Origin of the sequence: Veillonella agrestimuris, from assembly GCF_943193065.1 — a bacterium.
In the GTDB taxonomy this organism is placed as follows: domain Bacteria; phylum Bacillota; class Negativicutes; order Veillonellales; family Veillonellaceae; genus Veillonella; species Veillonella agrestimuris.
In genome coordinates, this window is sequence record NZ_CALPCS010000003.1 from 1 (window position 1) to 18,446 (window position 18,446).

General features: G+C 38.9%; 22 protein-coding genes. 17 read left to right on the plus strand and 5 right to left on the minus strand.

Features of this window, described 5'->3' with window-relative positions; genetic code table 11:
• The first annotated feature begins 187 nt into the window (after nt 1–187).
• The 9 genes from NFR29_RS01850 to NFR29_RS01890 all read left to right on the plus strand — a co-directional run bounded on the left by NFR29_RS01850 (nt 188) and on the right by NFR29_RS01890 (nt 6,724).
• Nucleotides 188–664, plus strand: coding sequence for a hypothetical protein (locus NFR29_RS01850; RefSeq protein WP_251422385.1), 477 nt, complete (start codon nt 188–190; stop codon nt 662–664).
• A gap of 256 nt (nt 665–920) precedes the next feature.
• Nucleotides 921–1,418: a hypothetical protein gene (locus NFR29_RS01855; protein ID WP_251422387.1), complete on the plus strand. Its 498-nt coding sequence runs from the start codon at nt 921–923 to the stop codon at nt 1,416–1,418.
• Nucleotides 1,415–1,906: a hypothetical protein gene (locus NFR29_RS01860; RefSeq protein WP_251422390.1), complete on the plus strand. Its 492-nt coding sequence runs from the start codon at nt 1,415–1,417 to the stop codon at nt 1,904–1,906. Before NFR29_RS01855 ends, NFR29_RS01860 begins: the two co-directional genes overlap by 4 nt.
• A gap of 133 nt (nt 1,907–2,039) precedes the next feature.
• On the plus strand, nt 2,040–2,849 hold the full coding sequence (locus NFR29_RS01865; protein ID WP_251422393.1) for an amino acid ABC transporter substrate-binding protein: 810 nt from the start codon (nt 2,040–2,042) through the stop codon (nt 2,847–2,849).
• 67 nt (nt 2,850–2,916) lie between these two features.
• The gene (locus tag NFR29_RS01870; RefSeq protein ID WP_251422396.1) at nt 2,917–3,570 is read left to right on the plus strand and encodes an amino acid ABC transporter permease; all 654 of its coding nucleotides are present in this window, start codon (nt 2,917–2,919) and stop codon (nt 3,568–3,570) included.
• Between the two features lie 9 nt (nt 3,571–3,579).
• Complete coding sequence (locus NFR29_RS01875; RefSeq protein WP_251422399.1) at nt 3,580–4,338, plus strand: amino acid ABC transporter ATP-binding protein; 759 nt, start codon at nt 3,580–3,582, stop codon at nt 4,336–4,338.
• A 58-nt stretch (nt 4,339–4,396) separates the two neighbouring features.
• Nucleotides 4,397–5,659: a hypothetical protein gene (locus NFR29_RS01880; RefSeq protein ID WP_251422402.1), complete on the plus strand. Its 1,263-nt coding sequence runs from the start codon at nt 4,397–4,399 to the stop codon at nt 5,657–5,659.
• Nucleotides 5,660–5,903: 244 nt separating this feature from the next.
• Nucleotides 5,904–6,350, plus strand: a complete 447-nt coding sequence (locus NFR29_RS01885) for a universal stress protein (protein WP_251422404.1) — start codon at nt 5,904–5,906, stop codon at nt 6,348–6,350.
• 89 nt (nt 6,351–6,439) lie between these two features.
• On the plus strand, nt 6,440–6,724 hold the full coding sequence (locus tag NFR29_RS01890; protein ID WP_251422407.1) for an ArsR/SmtB family transcription factor: 285 nt from the start codon (nt 6,440–6,442) through the stop codon (nt 6,722–6,724).
• A 102-nt stretch (nt 6,725–6,826) separates the two neighbouring features.
• Here the strand turns inward: NFR29_RS01890 and NFR29_RS01895 are convergent, their stop codons facing one another.
• Entirely contained in the window at nt 6,827–7,816 is a 990-nt protein-coding gene (locus NFR29_RS01895) for an AEC family transporter (protein WP_251422411.1), read from the minus strand.
• A 268-nt stretch (nt 7,817–8,084) separates the two neighbouring features.
• Between NFR29_RS01895 and modA the strand changes: the two genes are divergently transcribed.
• The 4 genes from modA to thiD are packed head-to-tail and all read left to right on the plus strand — an operon-like array spanning nt 8,085 to nt 10,973.
• Nucleotides 8,085–8,852 carry a molybdate ABC transporter substrate-binding protein gene (gene modA / locus NFR29_RS01900; RefSeq protein ID WP_251422414.1) on the plus strand — a complete coding sequence of 256 codons (768 nt, stop codon included), beginning with the start codon at nt 8,085–8,087 and terminating at the stop codon, nt 8,850–8,852.
• An 11-nt stretch (nt 8,853–8,863) separates the two neighbouring features.
• Nucleotides 8,864–9,532 (plus strand): molybdate ABC transporter permease subunit, encoded by a 669-nt coding sequence (gene modB / locus NFR29_RS01905; protein WP_251422417.1) that lies wholly within the window; start codon nt 8,864–8,866, stop codon nt 9,530–9,532.
• 13 nt (nt 9,533–9,545) lie between these two features.
• Entirely contained in the window at nt 9,546–10,169 is a 624-nt protein-coding gene (locus NFR29_RS01910) for an ATP-binding cassette domain-containing protein (protein WP_251422420.1), read from the plus strand.
• A gap of 12 nt (nt 10,170–10,181) precedes the next feature.
• A complete protein-coding gene (gene thiD, locus NFR29_RS01915; RefSeq protein ID WP_251422801.1) occupies nt 10,182–10,973 on the plus strand; it encodes a bifunctional hydroxymethylpyrimidine kinase/phosphomethylpyrimidine kinase in 792 nt (263 codons plus the stop codon).
• 131 nt (nt 10,974–11,104) lie between these two features.
• On the opposite strand, the gene rbr is transcribed toward thiD, so the two are convergent.
• On the minus strand, nt 11,105–11,653 hold the full coding sequence (gene rbr / locus NFR29_RS01920; RefSeq protein WP_251422423.1) for a rubrerythrin: 549 nt from the start codon (nt 11,651–11,653) through the stop codon (nt 11,105–11,107).
• Nucleotides 11,654–12,233: 580 nt separating this feature from the next.
• On the opposite strand from rbr, the gene NFR29_RS01925 reads away from it, so the two are divergent.
• The 4 genes from NFR29_RS01925 to NFR29_RS01940 all read left to right on the plus strand — a co-directional run bounded on the left by NFR29_RS01925 (nt 12,234) and on the right by NFR29_RS01940 (nt 14,478).
• Nucleotides 12,234–12,449 carry a DUF951 domain-containing protein gene (locus NFR29_RS01925; RefSeq protein WP_251422426.1) on the plus strand — a complete coding sequence of 72 codons (216 nt, stop codon included), beginning with the start codon at nt 12,234–12,236 and terminating at the stop codon, nt 12,447–12,449.
• Between the two features lie 106 nt (nt 12,450–12,555).
• On the plus strand, nt 12,556–13,587 hold the full coding sequence (selD, locus tag NFR29_RS01930) for a selenide, water dikinase SelD (RefSeq protein WP_251422429.1): 1,032 nt from the start codon (nt 12,556–12,558) through the stop codon (nt 13,585–13,587).
• Between the two features lie 19 nt (nt 13,588–13,606).
• The gene (gene yedF / locus NFR29_RS01935) at nt 13,607–14,224 is read left to right on the plus strand and encodes a sulfurtransferase-like selenium metabolism protein YedF (protein WP_251422432.1); all 618 of its coding nucleotides are present in this window, start codon (nt 13,607–13,609) and stop codon (nt 14,222–14,224) included.
• A complete protein-coding gene (locus tag NFR29_RS01940) occupies nt 14,224–14,478 on the plus strand; it encodes a putative Se/S carrier protein (protein WP_251422435.1) in 255 nt (84 codons plus the stop codon). Before yedF ends, NFR29_RS01940 begins: the two co-directional genes overlap by 1 nt.
• A gap of 109 nt (nt 14,479–14,587) precedes the next feature.
• Here the strand turns inward: NFR29_RS01940 and ychF are convergent, their stop codons facing one another.
• From ychF to NFR29_RS01955, 3 genes are all read right to left on the minus strand, one after another.
• Nucleotides 14,588–15,694 carry a redox-regulated ATPase YchF gene (gene ychF / locus NFR29_RS01945; protein ID WP_251422438.1) on the minus strand — a complete coding sequence of 369 codons (1,107 nt, stop codon included), beginning with the start codon at nt 15,692–15,694 and terminating at the stop codon, nt 14,588–14,590.
• A gap of 259 nt (nt 15,695–15,953) precedes the next feature.
• Nucleotides 15,954–16,928, minus strand: coding sequence for a diaminopimelate dehydrogenase (locus tag NFR29_RS01950; protein WP_251422441.1), 975 nt, complete (start codon nt 16,926–16,928; stop codon nt 15,954–15,956).
• Between the two features lie 90 nt (nt 16,929–17,018).
• Nucleotides 17,019–18,248 (minus strand): LL-diaminopimelate aminotransferase, encoded by a 1,230-nt coding sequence (locus NFR29_RS01955; protein WP_251422444.1) that lies wholly within the window; start codon nt 18,246–18,248, stop codon nt 17,019–17,021.
• Nucleotides 18,249–18,446 lie beyond the last annotated feature (198 nt).

Consider the following 18,446-nt stretch of genomic DNA (forward strand, 5'->3'; position numbering starts at 1 on the left):
AATGGCACCAACCACATAAGTGATTGGTGCCAAACAAATGATTAGGGATAAGCACCCCAACATTTGACAGAGAGCCTGAATAAATAGTGCAGTGTATATGTGTTTAGTAAAATCATATTATAAATTGTAACAGGTTCCTCTCTGTAAATTTTGTATGTATTTTGTAAAACTTAGCATGGGGAGTGTCATGAGAAAAGTGAGTCAGGTGATTTATAATATAGTGATAGGTATTCGGAATATTGGTTTGGCCATCGTAGCTGCATTTTTGGTACTTTATTTACCAATAGTAGGTCGGGTTGCATTTGACTACTATGCTTATCAATATGTAATTATCGGTCGATATAATAGTATATCTGATAAATCCGTAGGTATTAATTTAATGACTGAGGGACAATCTTTTTATAAAGATAGTGATTACATATACGCCTATAAAGAAGGAGTATTTTTGATTCTTGAGAACAAACTTTTTTTTAAGAGTGATATGATTATTGCATATGTAGATAAAATTAACACAGAATCAAAAGCATTAATTTATAAGAATGAACATTATTATAATGGAAAAATTAAAATTATTTATGATGAAAGCTTGCTCTCTTTAAAGGAATTGGAAGTTTATAATATATTAAAAGACCGTAAAAATAATTTCGAGTCACAGGGCATATAAAAGGTTTTCGACATTATTTCAAATGCTGAAAACCAAGTTCTTGGTAGATTTTTTACACGATAGAAAAAACTGGAGCGATAATTTATGATAATCAGTATAAATAAGTTTGAAATGGAGGTTATTTTTGCTAGTGAAGATTATGAGATAAGTCTGTTTAGAGTATAATGAAAATGAGGGAGAATTGCTTTCATAGTGCTTAGCCTTATTGGCTAATCTTACAGGATAGTTTCATGTAACCTTATTAGCGGGGAATTTTATGATTAAATATATTCTAATCTTTATAACTACAGTTTTTCTTATGTTTCCTGTTGTTATGTTTTTCTTAGATCATCATGCCCAATTTTATTCATTAGGCAGATTTGAACTATATAGCAAACATACATTTAGAGATATCTTGTGGGATGAAGGGTTTGAGGGACATATATATTCCTATAAGGTAGTAGATAACTATATGTATATATATGGTAAGAGTGGTATTACTATTGTTTCGCTTAGACCTATATTCCCTTCGATAATAAAGCTCCCTGATAAAAAGTTTTATGACAAATTAACGTGGCAGGATCGAGTCAGTAAATATCATAGTACTTTAAAACGTTTATCTTATACGTATTGGCCTAATTTTACTATTATAGAAAGTATAGATGAGCTGACTCCAAAAGATAAACGGATAGTAGAAGAACTATATAGAGACGCTAAAGAAAAAGAAGAACAATCTAAAGCACTTTTAGAAAAAGTTAAAAAGGAGCGGCAATGAAACCAAACGAAGTAGTAGAACGTTTCGGCGGAGGCAAGGTCACCTATGAGGTAAGCACTCATAAAGGGATTAAATGGATTGGTAGAGTCATAGGGCTCTTACTATGCGTGGCGCTAATCAAATGGATGCCTAGTGAAATAGGATCAAAAGTATTATTTTATATGTTGCTATTTTCTATTTTCTGGTGGATGCATAGTTTAGATGAAGTGTTAGTGTATATTTGTGAACACGGTTTTGTTGTGAAACGAAGGCCTACGACCTTTCGAGATTATTTTTATAGTATCTTGCATAGCGATGATTACTATGTGTATGTGCCTTTTGATAGGGTTGTTGGTTTTACAGAGCAATGGAAAGAGCTACAAGCTGTCACACCGCACGGTGGGATTTATGTAATACCTTTAGACTTACAATTAGTATCCTATGTAGATAAAATGAGAATGTATGAGGCTTTGCAAGACTATCGAGAAGATAAGTCTAAAGAAAATTAAAAATTTTTTATTTAATACTTTACAACTTTAATATACTAAAGTATAATGGGTTCATAAGTTAAAGGGAACCTCTAATATGACTGTAGGATTCCCATAAATTATGTATAGTAATCAATTATATGGGAGGTTTCTTATGAATTGGAAAAAAATGATGGCCCTAGGCCTAGCAGCAGTTTCTATGATGGCTTTCGCAGCAGGTTGCGGCAGTGATACTAAAACGACAAATGAATTACCGAAAAAGATTGTTGTTGGTTTAGATGATACATTTGCACCGATGGGATTTAAGGATGAAAACGGTAAATTAGTTGGTTTTGATATTGATATGGCAACAGAAGCAGCAAAACGCGCTGGTATGGATGTAGAATTCAAAGCGATTGATTGGTCTAGTAAAGAAGCAGAATTAAAGTCTAAAAAGATTGATGCATTATGGAATGGCTTGACAATTACGGAAGAACGTAAACAAAATATCCTTTTCTCTAATCCATACATGAAAGATAAAGCATATATTATAGTTCGTAATGATGATAATTCTATTACTAGTAAAGAGTCCTTAGCTGGTAAGGTTGTTGGTGTACAGCAAGCAAGCTCTGGTGAAAAGGCTTTAGCTGCTGATCCAAGTGGCAAATTAGTAAAAGATACGAAAGCGTATGCTGATTTTGTAAGCGCTTTTATGGATTTAGGACTTGGTCGTATTGATGCAGTTATAGCAGACGGTGTTATTTCTCGCTACTTAATGACAAAAGAACCAGGTAAATATAAAATCGTAGAAGGTGTAGATTACGGTTCTGACGATTTCGGTGTAGGTTTCCGTAAAGAAGATACTGCTTTACGCGATAAATTCAACAGTGTTTTAATTGATATGAAAAAAGATGGTTCTGCTGATAAAATTGCAGAAAAATGGTTTGGCAATGCTACTGATTTAGATAAAGCAGATGCTAAATAATTAACTATAGTGCGATAAAGAAGAGGTTGTAGAGCCTCTTCTTTAGTCGTCTTTAAAGGAGTACGTAATGGATTATTTATTACAGATTACCCCCGCTATAGCAGAAGGGTTGAAAATTACAGTATCATTATTTGGCATAGTATGGATTTTGTCCGTTCCAGGCGGTATTGCCTTAGCATTAATTCGATTATCTAACTTGCCATTAATAGATAAAATAGTAGATGCTTTTGTATACTTAATGCGTGGCACGCCATTGATGTTACAAATTTTGTTCGTCTATTATGCATTACCGATCATTACTGATGGAGCGATCCAAATGGATGATGCTACAGCAGCAGTATTTACGTTTGTACTTAATTATGCAGCTTATTTATGTGAAATTTTTCGTAGTGGCATTCAATCTATACCTCGTGGTCAATATGAGGGTGCCAAAGTGCTTGGATTTACTTATATGCAAACAATGCGCATCGTTATTTTGCCACAAATGTTTAAGCGAGTGTTACCTCCGTTAGCAAATGAAACGATTAGTTTGTTAAAAGATACATCGTTAGTATATGTATTGGCGATGAACGATATTTTGCGGATTACGAAGTCCATTGTACAACGAGATTTTGATATTTCTGCATTCCTCGTAGCAGCCGTATTCTATTTGATTTTCACGTTTATTTTGACGAATATCTTCAATTACTTAGAAAAACGTTTCTCTGTATATGATGAATAAGAGGTACTTATGAGTTTTGTAAATATGGAGCACATAGAGAAACAATTTAATAATCAAAGTGTATTAAAAGACGTTTCACTACAAATGAATAAAGGGGAAATCGTATCTATCATTGGTCCTTCTGGGTCTGGCAAATCGACATTCTTGCGCTGTTTAGGTCAATTGGAAACCATCGACGGTGGATCTATTGCTGTGGATGGCATCGTATTGGCTAGCACTGATGAAAGCGGTGCCGTACGATATGCTAATAAATCGACGCAACAAGAATTATTGCTTCGCATGGGCATGGTATTTCAGTCCTTTAACTTGTTCCCGCATATGACGGTTCTTGAAAATATTATGGTTGCACCGCGCATGGTGAAAGGCATGAAAGATGCTGATATTTTACCTATGGCAGAACAATTGCTTAATAAAGTGGGCTTGTGGGATAAACGAGATATGTATCCATCTCGTTTATCAGGCGGTCAACAACAACGGGTAGCCATTGCCCGCGCGTTAGCGATGAGTCCAGAAATTATGTTGTTTGATGAACCGACGTCGGCTCTTGACCCTGAATTGACAGGAGAAGTGTTGAAGACGATTAAGCAATTGGCGGATGATAATATGACCATGATTATTGTCACACACGAAATGAATTTTGCTCGTGAAGTATCGGATCGCATTATTTTCATGGCTGATGGCGTTATTCAAGAAGAAGGAGCGCCAGAACAAATTTTTACCAACCCTCAATCGCCTAGAACAAAAGCTTTCTTAGACAATATGTTATAATACTTTCATAGTAACTATCATAGGAGTTTACATAATAGTTAAGAAGGAACGGAATGATATGAAATTACCAATTCTTGCATTAGCAGGATTATTTGTTATAATGCCTGTCGCATCTTACGCAGCTGATAAAGTGGCAGCACCAAAAGCAATTCACGCTTCTCAAGAAGGGGCTATGATGGTATTGCCGGAGCAGTACAAAGAATATGCTACGAAAATGAATACCATCGTGAAAGATCGTAAAAATGGATATACTTTCATCATTCCTTGGCGCGTTAACGATGGCGTTATGGTCGATATGGATGTGCGCACTGAAAGCGAGCATATTCAAGGATACTCCTTTAATTTAACAGGTCCTAACCAAGAAGAGACGTATACGGTATCTTTCACGAAGAGAAATAATACGCCACAAGGAAAAGTATCTCAAAAAGTATGGAATACGACATGGTATGATGTGCCTATTAAAGGTATGACGGACGATCAATATTTACGCATTTGGCGTCAACATAGTAGTGTGTTCGACAATAATGACGTTAGCGGGGGGCTCTTTGAGAAAAAAGGATCTCAAGCGGCACGATGGAGTAAAATCACGCATAAAGCGAGTGGCACAACGCCGGCTGAAGGGAGTCGACAATCTTTATTTGAAGCAGAATTTATTATGGAAAAAGACCCAACACATCGTTATAATTTAGCCAGCACCTATCCGCTCAAAGGGTCTGCTTATATGGAGCCAGGAATATTGGAAACAGTAATTCCATCCTTTGCATTGCTCAATAAAAAGAAAGATGTTTTTGATATTGGCGGTGTTAAACAATTCTTAACAGGCACCGGTGATATTACGGTAGCGGAAGGCATTAAATTTGCTTATCCAAAAGGGTTCTCTAAAGTCAAAGACCCACAAAAGATTATCTTTAAAAAAGATGCTATCCGTCTCGAAGTAGAAAGTTTTGCAGTCCCTATTCAAGCAGTTAGTTCTGCTATGCCTACTATGATGGGGAAACAAATGCTAGGGGATCAATATATAAAATCTTTAGTAGAAGTTAACCAAGCGAATATCGACCGTTATGAAACGCATATCAACGATGGAGACGTTCTTTTCTATATGGCAGGAACTATGAAAAATCCAGATACGTCTGATACATCGGCAGCTGAGCCAGTAGCCTTTGCAGCGTCCATCATTCTCGGTAGTGGTGGCAATGTAGGGGTGGCCCGTTTAGTGGCTCCTGTAGGTACTGATTTGACGACAGAACCATTGGTAGATATTTTGGATGGCTTTAAACTGAATAATTCCTTATCCATCAATAATTCGTCGACAGTGCTGTAATTCAGTAGTATCTTGTTATCGTGCTTTCATAGGTGCTATATTTTAGGATACTGAATTCATAGGGAATCCTTTTATGTGTGGAAAAATATGCTATAATGTATATAAATCTTAATCGAAAAAGAGGGATTTGCTCAATTCGTAAAGAATATATAAGTATAAGATAAGTTGTAGCGTTTATACTTATATAAACGAAGAGGTTTTTAATCATATCCCCGATGAGGGATTAGAAATAGGAGGGGTTATTATGGTTACTTACAAAACTATTGTCGTACCTACTGATGGTTCTGAAAATGCAAAACGTGCTTTAGAGCATGCCTTAGCTGTAGCAGATCGAAATCAAGCAGAATTGATTATCGTTCACGTAGCGAATATCGTATCTGCCATTTCTAATTTCGACCAAACGCCAATTAGCGGTGGCTATGTATCTGAGCAAATCGCGGAAGATATGGAAGAAACAGGGAAAGAAATTTTAAATGATGTAGTACAAGAAATTCCTGCTGGCGTGAAAGTGAAAAGCGTATTCGAAGTAGGTTCTCCTGGACCAGCTTTATTAGCAGTGGCTAAAAAATACGATGCTGATTTAATCGTAATGGGTAGCCGTGGTTTAGGACCATTGAAAGGCTTATTCATGGGTAGCGTAAGTAGTTATGTAACTAGCCATTCCTCTTGCCCAGTATTGATTATTAAGTAATCTGCAAAAGGCTTTGTTATTGGAACAAAGCCTTTTTTAGTTATAATATAGATATAGATATTGTAGATGCCGGTGTAGAAAGGGATTATATGAGCGAAGAATCGTTGTTGAATTTAGCGGAGTTATTCAAAATTTTAGGAGATCCAACACGGCTAAAAATTGTATCCTTGTTGTTAGAAAATGAAATGTGTGTTAACCACATTGCAGAAACAATGGAAATGGGACAATCAGCGATTTCCCATCAACTACGGGTATTGCGACAAGCGCGCCTTGTTACGTATCGCAAAGAAGGTAAAACTGCATTTTACTCCTTAAATGATGACCACGTAGAAGTTTTAATTCGCATGGGTATGGATCACGTAGCCCATCAATAGAAAAACCGCCCTCCTTGCCGTTAGAGTTTTGGTCTAACGTTAAGGAAGGCGGTTTTTATGTTTTCTTTTATTCTAATAGTTGTTTTATGTTGCTTTCATAGTCTAATGGAGTGGGAATAGATAGTACGCCATGGTGACGAAGATAGGCATTGTAATGGCTGATAATATAGTAGTACTCATGACGATTTGTGTAGCATATTCTGGATTGTTTCTCATTTCAATAGCGATGAGGGCCATATTGATGGCGGACGGTACACTATAGGTAATGACAATTGCTTGTGCTGCAATAGGGTGCATGGGGGCGTAGAAGACGATAAATAAGGTAGTCATAATGGCCGCTATAATCGGTCCCCCGATAAGTCTGAGGGAGGCGGCTAAGAGTACATCTTTCTTCCAGAAGTTAAATGGTGTTCGATTGATTTGTACACCTAAGGCAATCATGGCAACCCCTACGAAAGCATGAGCGAAGATAGTGAGTGGCGCATAGGCAAAGCAAGATTGTAAATCATAAGGCAATAGTTTGGCCAATAAAGCGAGGGGCACAGCGTAAATCATAGGCATATGAAGGACGACGCTGATGGCTTCTTGCGCTGTTAGTCGGCCGGTACCAGCTTGATAGAACCCGAAGGTATTGCTCGTAATCGTTTGGACGACCATAATCGATACGACGATGAGAAGACCTAAATTCGCATAAGGTGTTTCGCCATTTATGATATACGGCACATTGCTGAATACGAAGATGGCTAAGGCGACGCCCATATTGCCGCAGTTATTAAACATGACACAATTTCGCAAGGTTGCTCGTTTAGCAGCATCATAGTTTTGTAACGTCCCTGCTATATGAGCTATAAAATAATTCGCTATGAGTACCGTAATGGCACATAATATAATTTCTATGGTACTCCAACTGAAATGCGCTTCGTACAGCGATTTAAAGACGAAAGCCGGCAGTAATACAAAGAAATTAAGCTTGCTCAGCGTATATAAATCGAGCTTGAACTTTCGATCTAATAGAATGCCCATACCAATGAGCATAAATATGGGAACCATAGAATTAATAAAAATATGCCCCATAATCGTGAACAGATTCATGATCTCACCTGATTCTTTTTATTGATGAATTAGAGTATTGACTAATTTTATTATAGCACTACATCCTTAAATATAATATAGTTCTGTTTTAATATACATTGTAGTATATTCCATGGTTTTAATATACATCGATGTATGTTAGATGTATAATAAGTATATATATGCTTGTAAGATAAATAAATTGATTTGTACCTATGAGATAAACAAAATTGTATGTCTTGGTCGTGTAAATTTGGTTTGAAGAGGATAATTGTACAGGAGGTTAAGCATGAAACGATTTCTATTTCTATGTATGATGATTTGTGTTCTCCTTGTGTCGCTCGGTTGTGGTCTTTCCAATACTAAGCAAGGGGACGATAAAATTGTTATCCAGGCTGCTGCTAGTTTGAAAGGCGCTTTAACGGAGCTTTCCGATAACTATAAGCAAGCGCACAATTTGAAAGATGATCAAATTGCCATTAACTTTGCTGGTTCTGGAACATTGCGCCAACAAATTGAAGAAGGCGCCCCAGCTAGTTTATTTATTTCAGCGAACGAAAAAAATATGACTATGTTAGAAGAAAAAGGCTTGATGACAGATGTAAAGCCGTTCGTTACGAATGAATTAGTTCTTATCGTTCCTCATGGCCGTGACATGATCAGTATCGATCAATTGCCTACAGTGAACCGCCTTGTATTGGGCAATCCAGAAACAGTGCCAGCTGGGAATTATGGAAAACAAACATTGACCAATTTAGGCTTATGGGAGCAAGTAGAACCACAAGTTGTGTATGCTAAAGATGTGAAAGCCGTTACGGCTGCCATTAGTCAAGGTGCAGGGGATGCAGGCTTTGTGTATAAAACAGATGCCATTGCCGCTGGTGATACCGTTACGATTGCAGCTACTGCTCCAAGTGATTCCCATGATCCTGTTATATATCCTATCGGTATTATTAAGAAATACGACAATACATTGGCTCGCGATTTCTATCAATATATCGTATCTAAAGAAGGCCAAGCTGTATTAGAAAAATACGGCTTTACGAGTGCTCAGTAAGCGAGGTTAGGATGAGTCCTTTTTGGTTGTCCATAGGTGTTGCCACCATAGCTCTTATTATTGTAGTTATTACTGGATTATGCCTATGTTTTTGGATGAATCGATGGCGCGGTAATGTGATTGCTATCATCGATTCGCTAGTTACATTACCTTTAGTATTGCCGCCCGTAGTGGTAGGTTTTGCTTTGCTGATGGTGTTTTCTCCTGGCTATGCCTTTGGTGCCTGGTTAGAAGCACATCACATAGGTGTCGTTTTTTCTGCGTTAGGTGCTATTATTGCATCGTCCGTCATTTCCTTTCCGTTGTTTTATCAAACAGTGCGGGCCGCCTTGCAATCGGTGGATCACAATATAGAAGATGTGGCCCGTACATTAGGGGCTTCGGAATTGCGCATCTTCTTGACCATATCCATGCCGTTAGCGTGGAAAGGGATTGTTACAGGCGCTATTCTCGCCTTTTGTCGGGCGATGGGCGAATTTGGGGCCACCATTCTCATTGCTGGTAATATTCCTGGTCTTACTCGGACGATGCCGTTAGCCATTTATTCTTATGTGGAAGCGGGCCAGTATACAGAGGCTTTTGAGTTCGTCATTTATATTTGTGTTCTTACATTAGCCTTATTGAGTAGCATTCATTTACTCACGAAGGGGGCATTGTTCCGTCATAATGAAAGTCGTTAATAGGAGAGATTATATGATTACTTTTGATTTTTCTGTTTCAAGATCGACTTTCACTGTGAAAGCAACGGGCACATTACCATCGGGGATTACTGTATTAACTGGTCCTTCGGGGAGTGGTAAAACTACGTTTATCAAAAGTATTGCAGGCCTTGTCAAGCCTGACGAAGGAACTATTTATTATAATGATACCGCTTGGTTTGATGGGATGAATCGTATTTGGGTGCCGGTACAGAAGCGGCAAGTAGGCTATATGCCACAAGGGAATATTGTATTTCCTCATATGACGGTGGAGCACAATATTACCTATAGCAATCGAGGTACAAAAGAGACTTGTGAGGTTCTTTTAAAGCGGCTTGGCTTAGAAGTATATCGTCATACGAAGGCTGGACGCTTATCGGGAGGGGAACAACAACGAGTTGCATTAGGGCGTGCCTTATACTCTAAACCGACCGTACTTCTTTTAGACGAACCATTATCGGCGTTAGATTGGAATCTATATCATCAAGTACGAGATGAATTAGTAGGAATTATTCGAGAATGGCAAGTACCTTGTTTATGGGTAACCCATAATATCAATGATGTAGATACAGTAGCAGATCACCATTGGGCATGTGATAATGGATTGATTACTATTTGAGGAGGCTAGATGATGAAATTACGCACTGCATTATCGATTGCTGGCACTGACCCTAGCGGCGGAGCTGGTGTTATGGCAGATTTAAAATCATTTCAAAGTCGTCATGTGTATGGTATGGCTGTTATTACTTCGGTAGTGGCGCAGAATACGACAGGCGTACAATTAGTAGAGCATATGCCACTACCGGTTATCGAAGCGCAGCTGCATGCAGTCTATTCCGATATTCCGCCTCATGCGATAAAAACTGGTATGATTGGGACGGCACAAATGATGGATATTATATATCCTTATGTTAAAAAGTCTCCTGTTTATGTTATGGATCCCGTTATGATTGCTACCAGTGGAGACCGATTGGTTTCTCATGAAGCGGTGCAGACGTTGCAGTCTCAACTGATACCCTTAGCTACTTTGGTGACGCCTAACCGCAGTGAAGCAGAAGTGCTAGCCCGCATGTCTATCGAATCAGTAGACGACATTTACCGAGCTGGTCGCATTATTATTAAGGAATTAGGTCCTCACGGGGTGATTATTAAAGGCGGGCATATCGGCATCGATGCGGTGGACTATTTATTTTTGCACACCGGTGAAAGCTATCGCTGGAGCAGCCCTAAGTTTAATACGAAACATACTCATGGTACAGGCTGTACTTTTTCTGCTGTCATTACAGCAGAGCTAGCGAAAGGGAAGAGCATCATTGATGCTGTAGGATTAGCTAAACAATATATAACGAAAGCCATAGAACTGAATCCTGGATTGGGACGAGGGAGTGGACCGGTCAATCATATGGCGTATCACGAGTGGTAAGGTATATATTAAGAGTACATGTAAATAGAGTCTTTAGTGTATAATCTCGATAAGAACACAAAAAGAAAGCCCCATCCGCGGATGGGGCTTTTTAAGACCACTTGGTCGTAATGTGTAATTTTACTTACAGATTAGTAAGCTTCAACGTGACGTTGGAAGTAAGCTTGTGGGTGAGCACATACTGGGCAAAGTTTTGGAGCTTCTTCACCAACGTGGATGTAACCGCAGTTAGCGCAGATCCAAGCGATAGGGCCGTCATCGCTGCGGAATACAGTTTTACCAGCTACACGAGCTGCTAATGCTAAGTAACGAGCTTCGTGTTGGGACTCGATGCGAGCTACTTCACGCATTTGGTAAGCGATTTTAGCGAAGCCTTCGCGTTCTGCTTCATCAGCGAAGTTTTTGTACATTGTAGTGTACTCGTAGTTTTCGCCAGCTGCTGCGTCACGAAGGTTGGCTTCGATATCAGCGGAGATGTCGCCACCATGAAGAGCTTGGAACCACAATTTAGCATGTGCGGATTCGTTGTGAGCTGTTTCTTCGAAGTAGTCAGCGATTTGGTTCATGCCAGCTTTACGAGCTGCTGCTGCGTAGAATGTATATTTTTGGAACGCTTGAGATTCGCCTGCAAATGCTTCTTGAAGATTTTTTTCTGTGTTTGAGCCTTTTAATTCTGCCATTTTTCTTTCTCCTTTGTACTTACGGATATGTCTAAAAAGATACTTACATATATCTCTAAACCCCTTGGTCGAGACTGTAACATAATAAGACACTTGTCTTTACATTAGATTAGGCACTTGCCTAGTTCTAAATATGTACTTAACTTAACTGATATGAGGCACTTGCCTCTATACACTACACAATGGATTCGCATACCTAACGAATAATCATTGTTGACTACATTATAACGTGTCTAATTGAGAAATGCAAGAGGTAAATTCAAAAAAATCTATAATTTTTTTAAATGATAAATATTATCAATGTAGTAACGGCGGGCTTTTATAGAACTAGATAGTAGAGGGCTTCCTATTTATAGGTTAGAACTCATATTGATAATTAAAAACAAAATGGAAAATCATTATTGATTAAGGATGAGATGAATGTCAAAATGTAACGGCATATATTAGGATCTTTTTATAAAGTTATGGCCCCTTAAAGGAGAATTTAACAGAAAAATAGAAATAATAAAATATGCTGTATAATTAAGATGCTCCGTTGCTGTATAATTATATGCATATGATAACATCTATAGGAGGAACAATGGCTTTTACTAGATATTATGTAGGCGACGTGGTACGCATGAAAAAACGACACCCTTGCGGTAGTAGCGAGTGGGAAGTGAAACGGATTGGCACAGATTTTTTAATCGTCTGCCAAGGTTGCGGTCATCAATTGTTGATGGCGCGCCCTAAATTTGAAAAAGCGGTAAAAACCTTAATATCTCGTTTACCAGAGCATGAAACAAAGTCAGAATAACAACGAATGATTACTATACACTTTTACTATGTATATACTATTTAATGACATTGCTGATGATATACTGTGTCATCTCATTGATAGGTCGATATATGCAGGAGGACACATGGTACGATTAACAGAATATGTAACAAGTGGGGGCTGTGCATGTAAAATCGGCCCTCATATTTTGCAACGCGTGTTAGATAGTGTAAAGCCCGTAACCAATGATAATGTATTAGCAGATATGACCGGGGCTGATGATGCGGGCATTTATAAATTAAATGATACGACGGCGCTCGTACAGACCTTAGATTTTTTTACCCCTATTGTAGATGACCCTACGCTGTTTGGTAAGATTGCGGCTTGTAATGCGCTTAGCGATGTATATGCTATGGGAGGAACCCCTTTAACAGCGATGAATATAGTTGGCTTTCCTGTGCCGTTAGTGGAACAAGGTGTTTTGACAGATGTTCTTAATGGGGCAGCGGATATAGTGCGTCAATCCGGAGCTGCTATCGTAGGTGGACATAGTATTGAAAATAAAGAGCCTATTTTTGGGATGTCCATTACTGGTTCTGTACACCCCGATAAGGTGTGGAAAAATAAAGGTGCTCGTGAAGGTGATGTGCTGATTTTGACGAAACCTATTGGGACAGGCGTTATGAGTAATGCTTTGAAAGGAGATTTATTTCCTACTGGTGTAGCACAAGCGGTGGCGAGCATGAGTACACTCAATAAATATGCTGCTGAAGTAGCCCAAAACTACACGATTCACGCTTGTACAGATATTACGGGTTTTAGCTTGGTGGGGCATAGTGTAGAAATGGCAGCTGCTTCAGGTATTACTATTGACTTGCATGCTCATAGTTTGCCGCTCTTTGATGACGTTCTGGAAGGAGCGCGCATGGGTTTAGTGCCAGCTGCTACTTACGGTAACCGAAAAGCCATTACCGATGTAGCTATAGGTAGTGACTTGGATCTTGTGTGGCAAGATATCGTGTTTGATCCCCAAACATCGGGGGGCTTATTGCTAGCTGTGCCGCCGAGTGAAAGCGATCAATTATTAGCCGATTTACATAGTGCTGGTGTAACGAGTGCGACTATGATAGGTATGTGTGAAAGCTTTAGCGGCGTTTCAGTACAGGTAATAGCGTAAATATAAGGAGAACAATATAATGAATAGTACAAAAGGAATTATTGTCGATGTTCGCGGTAGTTTATGTCCTAAACCGGTAATAGAAACAAAACAGGTTGTTGATAAAGCACCAGGAGAAGTAATAACGACTATTGTAGATAATGAAGTGAGTCGAGATAATGTAGAAAAATTTGGTGTATCTAAAGGGTATAGTGTTACTATTGCTCAAGAGGGAAAGGATTTTTACCTTACTTTGGTGCCAGGAGATATGAATCATAATGATGTTACTGTAAATATAGATACATTACAGGAAAGCGCTCATGTAGGTAATCGGGTACTTCTGATGACAAAAGACTATCTAGGTGAAGGTAGTGAAGAATTAGGTCGTAATTTAATGAAAACATTCTGGACTTGTGTGGTAGAAGCTGACGTAAAGCCAAAAACAATTTACTTCATTAATAGTGCGGTCAAAATGGTCGTTACTGATTCTGTTCATTTAGACAATTTGAAAGAACTTGCTAAAGCCGGCGTTGACATTGCAGCATGTGGTATTTGTTTAGACTATTATGGCGTAAAAGATCAAGTTGATGTCGGGACTATTACGAATCTCTATGCTATTACAGATTCTCTTATGAATGAAGCCGTGGTAAAACTATAATGGATATTGTCATTGTATTTACGTCTTACTATTTTGCCGATAAGTTAGATAAAATTTTGACGGCCCAAGGTATTGCTTTTAAATTGATTGCTGTCCCACCTGAAATCTCTGATGCTTGCGGCATGGCTATCCGTATACAACCTAGCTTGATTGATACAGTCAAAGCAATTATGAAAGACAATCATATTAGTCCATCTCACATCTATTGGTATACAAGAGGAGAGGAACCTATTGTATATAAAGGCTCACAGTAAAAGGTGAGTTTGTTTGACTCAATGATAGAGGGGATGAAGAAAGAAGAGCATACACCTAATTGTTAGGTATATGCTCTTCTTTCTTTTTTTATAATATTTGATGATTGTTTTATACATTGAAGCGGAAATGTGTAACATCGCCGTCTTTCATAATATAATCTTTGCCTTCTAGGCGTACAAGGCCTTTTTCTTTCGCTGCGTTTTGGCTGCCGCAAGCTTCTAGATCTGAGAACGATACGATTTCAGCGCGGATAAAGCCCTTTTCGATATCAGAATGAATTTTGCCAGCTGCTTGTGGAGCTTTTGTACCATTGACGATGGTCCAAGCACGAGCTTCCATTTCACCTGCTGTGAAGTAGTTAATAAGACCTAAGAGGGAATAGCTAGCTTTGATTAGTTTTGTTAAACCAGACTCTGCTAATCCTAAATCTTCTAAGAAAGCAGTTGCTTCTTCTTCGGAAAGCTCTGCAATTTCAGACTCGATACGTGCAGATACAACGACGATACCAGAACCTTCGGCAGCAGCGTACTCTTCAACGCGTTTTACATGCTCGTTGGCAGAATAATCAGCTACTTCGTCTTCTGATACATTAGCTACATATAGAGAAGCTTTTGCTGTTAATAAAGATAGATCTTTAATTAGTGCTAATTCGTCTTCGTCTAGTCCTTGCGCACGAATTGGTTTTGCTTCGCCTAAACCTTCGATAATGCGTTCTAATACGGGTAGTTCTGCGCGGGCATCTTTGTCGCCAGATTTAGCTAATTTTTCGATGCGTTGTTTTCGTTTTTCTACAGACTCAAGATCTGCTAAACATAATTCGGTATTGATGATTTCAATATCTCGGATTGGATCGATAGAACCGGCTACGTGGGTAATATTAGGGTCATCGAAGCAACGAATTACTTGTGCAATGGCATCAACTTCACGGATATGACTAAGGAATTTATTTCCTAATCCTTCCCCTTTAGAGGCGCCTTCTACGAGGCCTGCAATATCAACAAAGCGCATCGCTGCAGGGAGAATGCGTTTAGAACCATACATGTCAGCGAGGACTTTCAAACGATCATCAGGAACGTCAACAACGCCTACATTTGGTTCGATTGTACAGAATGGATAATTCGCTGCTTCTGCACCAGCTTTAGTAATGGCATTAAATAATGTACTTTTGCCAACATTTGGAAGGCCTACAATGCCTACTTCTAAATTTGTGCTCATGGTACCACCTTTATATAATAATTATATTAATACGTGCAATGATTGTGAAAGTTTCATAGAAACTTTATTGACTATTTATTATATCATAGATGCAATGATAACTTAAAATATTTACGAATACAAATAGGTCACTACCGTAGGTAGTGACCTATTTTTTTACTCTTACTGTTTTCATATATTTAATTGTAGTGTATTCATTATATGAAGGGAAGATAAGGTTATAGAATAAGAGACAACTTTCTTTAATGTGCAACTTTGATTATAAAGAATGTGCTCTTAACTCTTCCGGTGTTTGTGTGGAAATCCAAGCTGGTGGAATATCGAATACTGTGTAGCAACCTGTGCCGCCGTGTTTCGCGAGGCGATAGATGCCACGCGCGTAAGCTACAAGAGCAGATCCAGTGAATTCAGGGTTGGAATCAAGTTTCAAGGAGTACTCAATAACGTGGCGAGTACCGTCTGTACTTTCACCAGAGCGAAGAACAAAGCCACCATGAGGAATACCTTTGTGGTTCGTATCAAGTTCTTCTTGAGAAATGAAGTTAACGATTGTTTCGTAACCTACGAAGTAGTTCTCCATCGTTTTAATTTCGTTTTCGATTTTTGCTTTGTCCGCATCAGGAGCAGCTACAACGTAGCACTCGCGAAGGTGGCCTTTGTAGCCGTCTACATCAGGAGTTTGGCCATTGCGAATTTCTTCTAAGTATTGTTCTTTAGGTACTGTATATTGACGAGCATCAACTACACCTTCGATACGGCGGATTGCGTCGGAGTGACCTTGGGATACACCGCGACCCCAGAATGTGTAAGATTTGCCTTTTGGCAAGATACTTTCAGCAAATACGCGTTGCAAAGAGAACATACCTGGGTCCCAGCCGCAAGAAATAAGAGCTGCAGTGCCGGCTTCTTTGGCTACTTTATTAACTGCTTCGTAATGTTCAGGAATGCGAGCGTGTGTATCGAAAGAGTCGATGCAAGTGAAATATTTCGCAATCATCGGTGTTTGTTCAATTAAGTCAGTAGCAGATCCACCGCATAATACCATAACGTCGATTTTACCTTTGAAATTTGGAAGATCTTCCATTGTATAGCTAGGTACACCAGATACTGTTTCTAAGCCTTTACGGCGAGAAAATACGCCTACTAATTCCATATCTGGTTGTAATTTAACAGATGCTTCTACGCCGCGGCCTAAGTTACCGTAGCCTACGATACCAATACGAATGTTGCTCATATTAGCCTCCTTGTGATTAACATATACTTTATACATAATTATGATACATAGGTCTTTACTATACTATGATAGCATTAGAACTAGTTGAGATTAAAATTTGATGTTTTTAATGCGCTCCACAGCACGGATTGTATTTTCTCGTGTACCGAAGGAGGTCATACGAAGGTAGCCTTCGCCATGAGGACCGAAACCAGAACCTGGGGTAGATACGATTTGTGCTTGTTCTAATAAGATATCAAAGAAATCCCAGCTATTCATATTGTTTGGTGCTTTTACCCAAATGTATGGAGCATCAACGCCACCGTATACAGTGAGACCAAGAGCTTCAAGGCCTTCTTTGATGATGCGGGCGTTTTCTTTGTAGTACGCAATGTTCGCTCTTGTTTGTTCGCGCCCTTCTTTTGTGTACACCGCTTCGGCGCCGCGTTGAACGATGTACGGTACGCCGTTGAATTTTGTAGCTTGGCGACGGTTCCACATTGGATTGAGTGGGTGACGCTCACCAGATTTTGTCTTGGCTGTCACTTCTTTAGGGATGACTGCATAGGCGCAACGAGTGCCAGTGAAACCTGCCGTTTTAGAGAAAGAGCGGAATTCGATAGCCACTTCTCGAGCTCCTTCAATTTCGTAGATAGAATGAACGGTATCTTCTGTGCTGATGAAAGCTTCATAAGCAGAGTCAAACATTAATACAGCGTCATTGTCTTTACACCATTTGATCCATTCTGCTAAGCGGGCACGGCTAAGCACTGTGCCTGTTGGATTATTAGGGGAGCAAAGGTACACAATATCTACGCGCTCTGATGGGAATTCAGGGGAGAAGTTGTTCTCTGCCGATGTAGGAAGGTATACGACTTTAGGGAAGATACCATCTACTGATTCACCAGTGCGGCCGCCCATTACATTACTATCAAGATATACTGGATATACAGGGTCAGTAATAGCGATAACATTGTCTTCGCTAAATAATTCTTGAATATTAGCTACATCAGATTTTGCACCATCAGAGATAAATACTTCGTCCATAGCGATATTGATGCCTAATGGCTTATAGTCGCCATCTACAATGGCTTGGCGAAGGAAATCGTAACCTTGCTCAGGACCGTAGCCACGGAATGTTTCTGCTTTACCCATTTCTTGAACAGCTTTTGTCATAGCATCTACAATGACAGGTGCCAATGGAAGGGTAACATCGCCGATGCCAAGGCGAATAATATCTGCATCAGGATGAGCCTTTTGGTAATCTTTTACTTTTTCTGCGATTCGTACAAATAGGTACGTACCTTTAAGATTTAAATGATTTTCGTTTATATTAGCCATACTAACTCCTTTTCTCTAAAAGATATGATGTATTTATAGCACTTATATATGTAAAAGTACAGACGCATATATGGTGTATATACATTTATATCTCTTTATATAATAAATGATATACATTTTCGGTGCAATAATTTTCTATAGAATTTTAAGTATAAAGAAAATTGAAGTATACATAATAAAAAGTACGATTGTTTATTG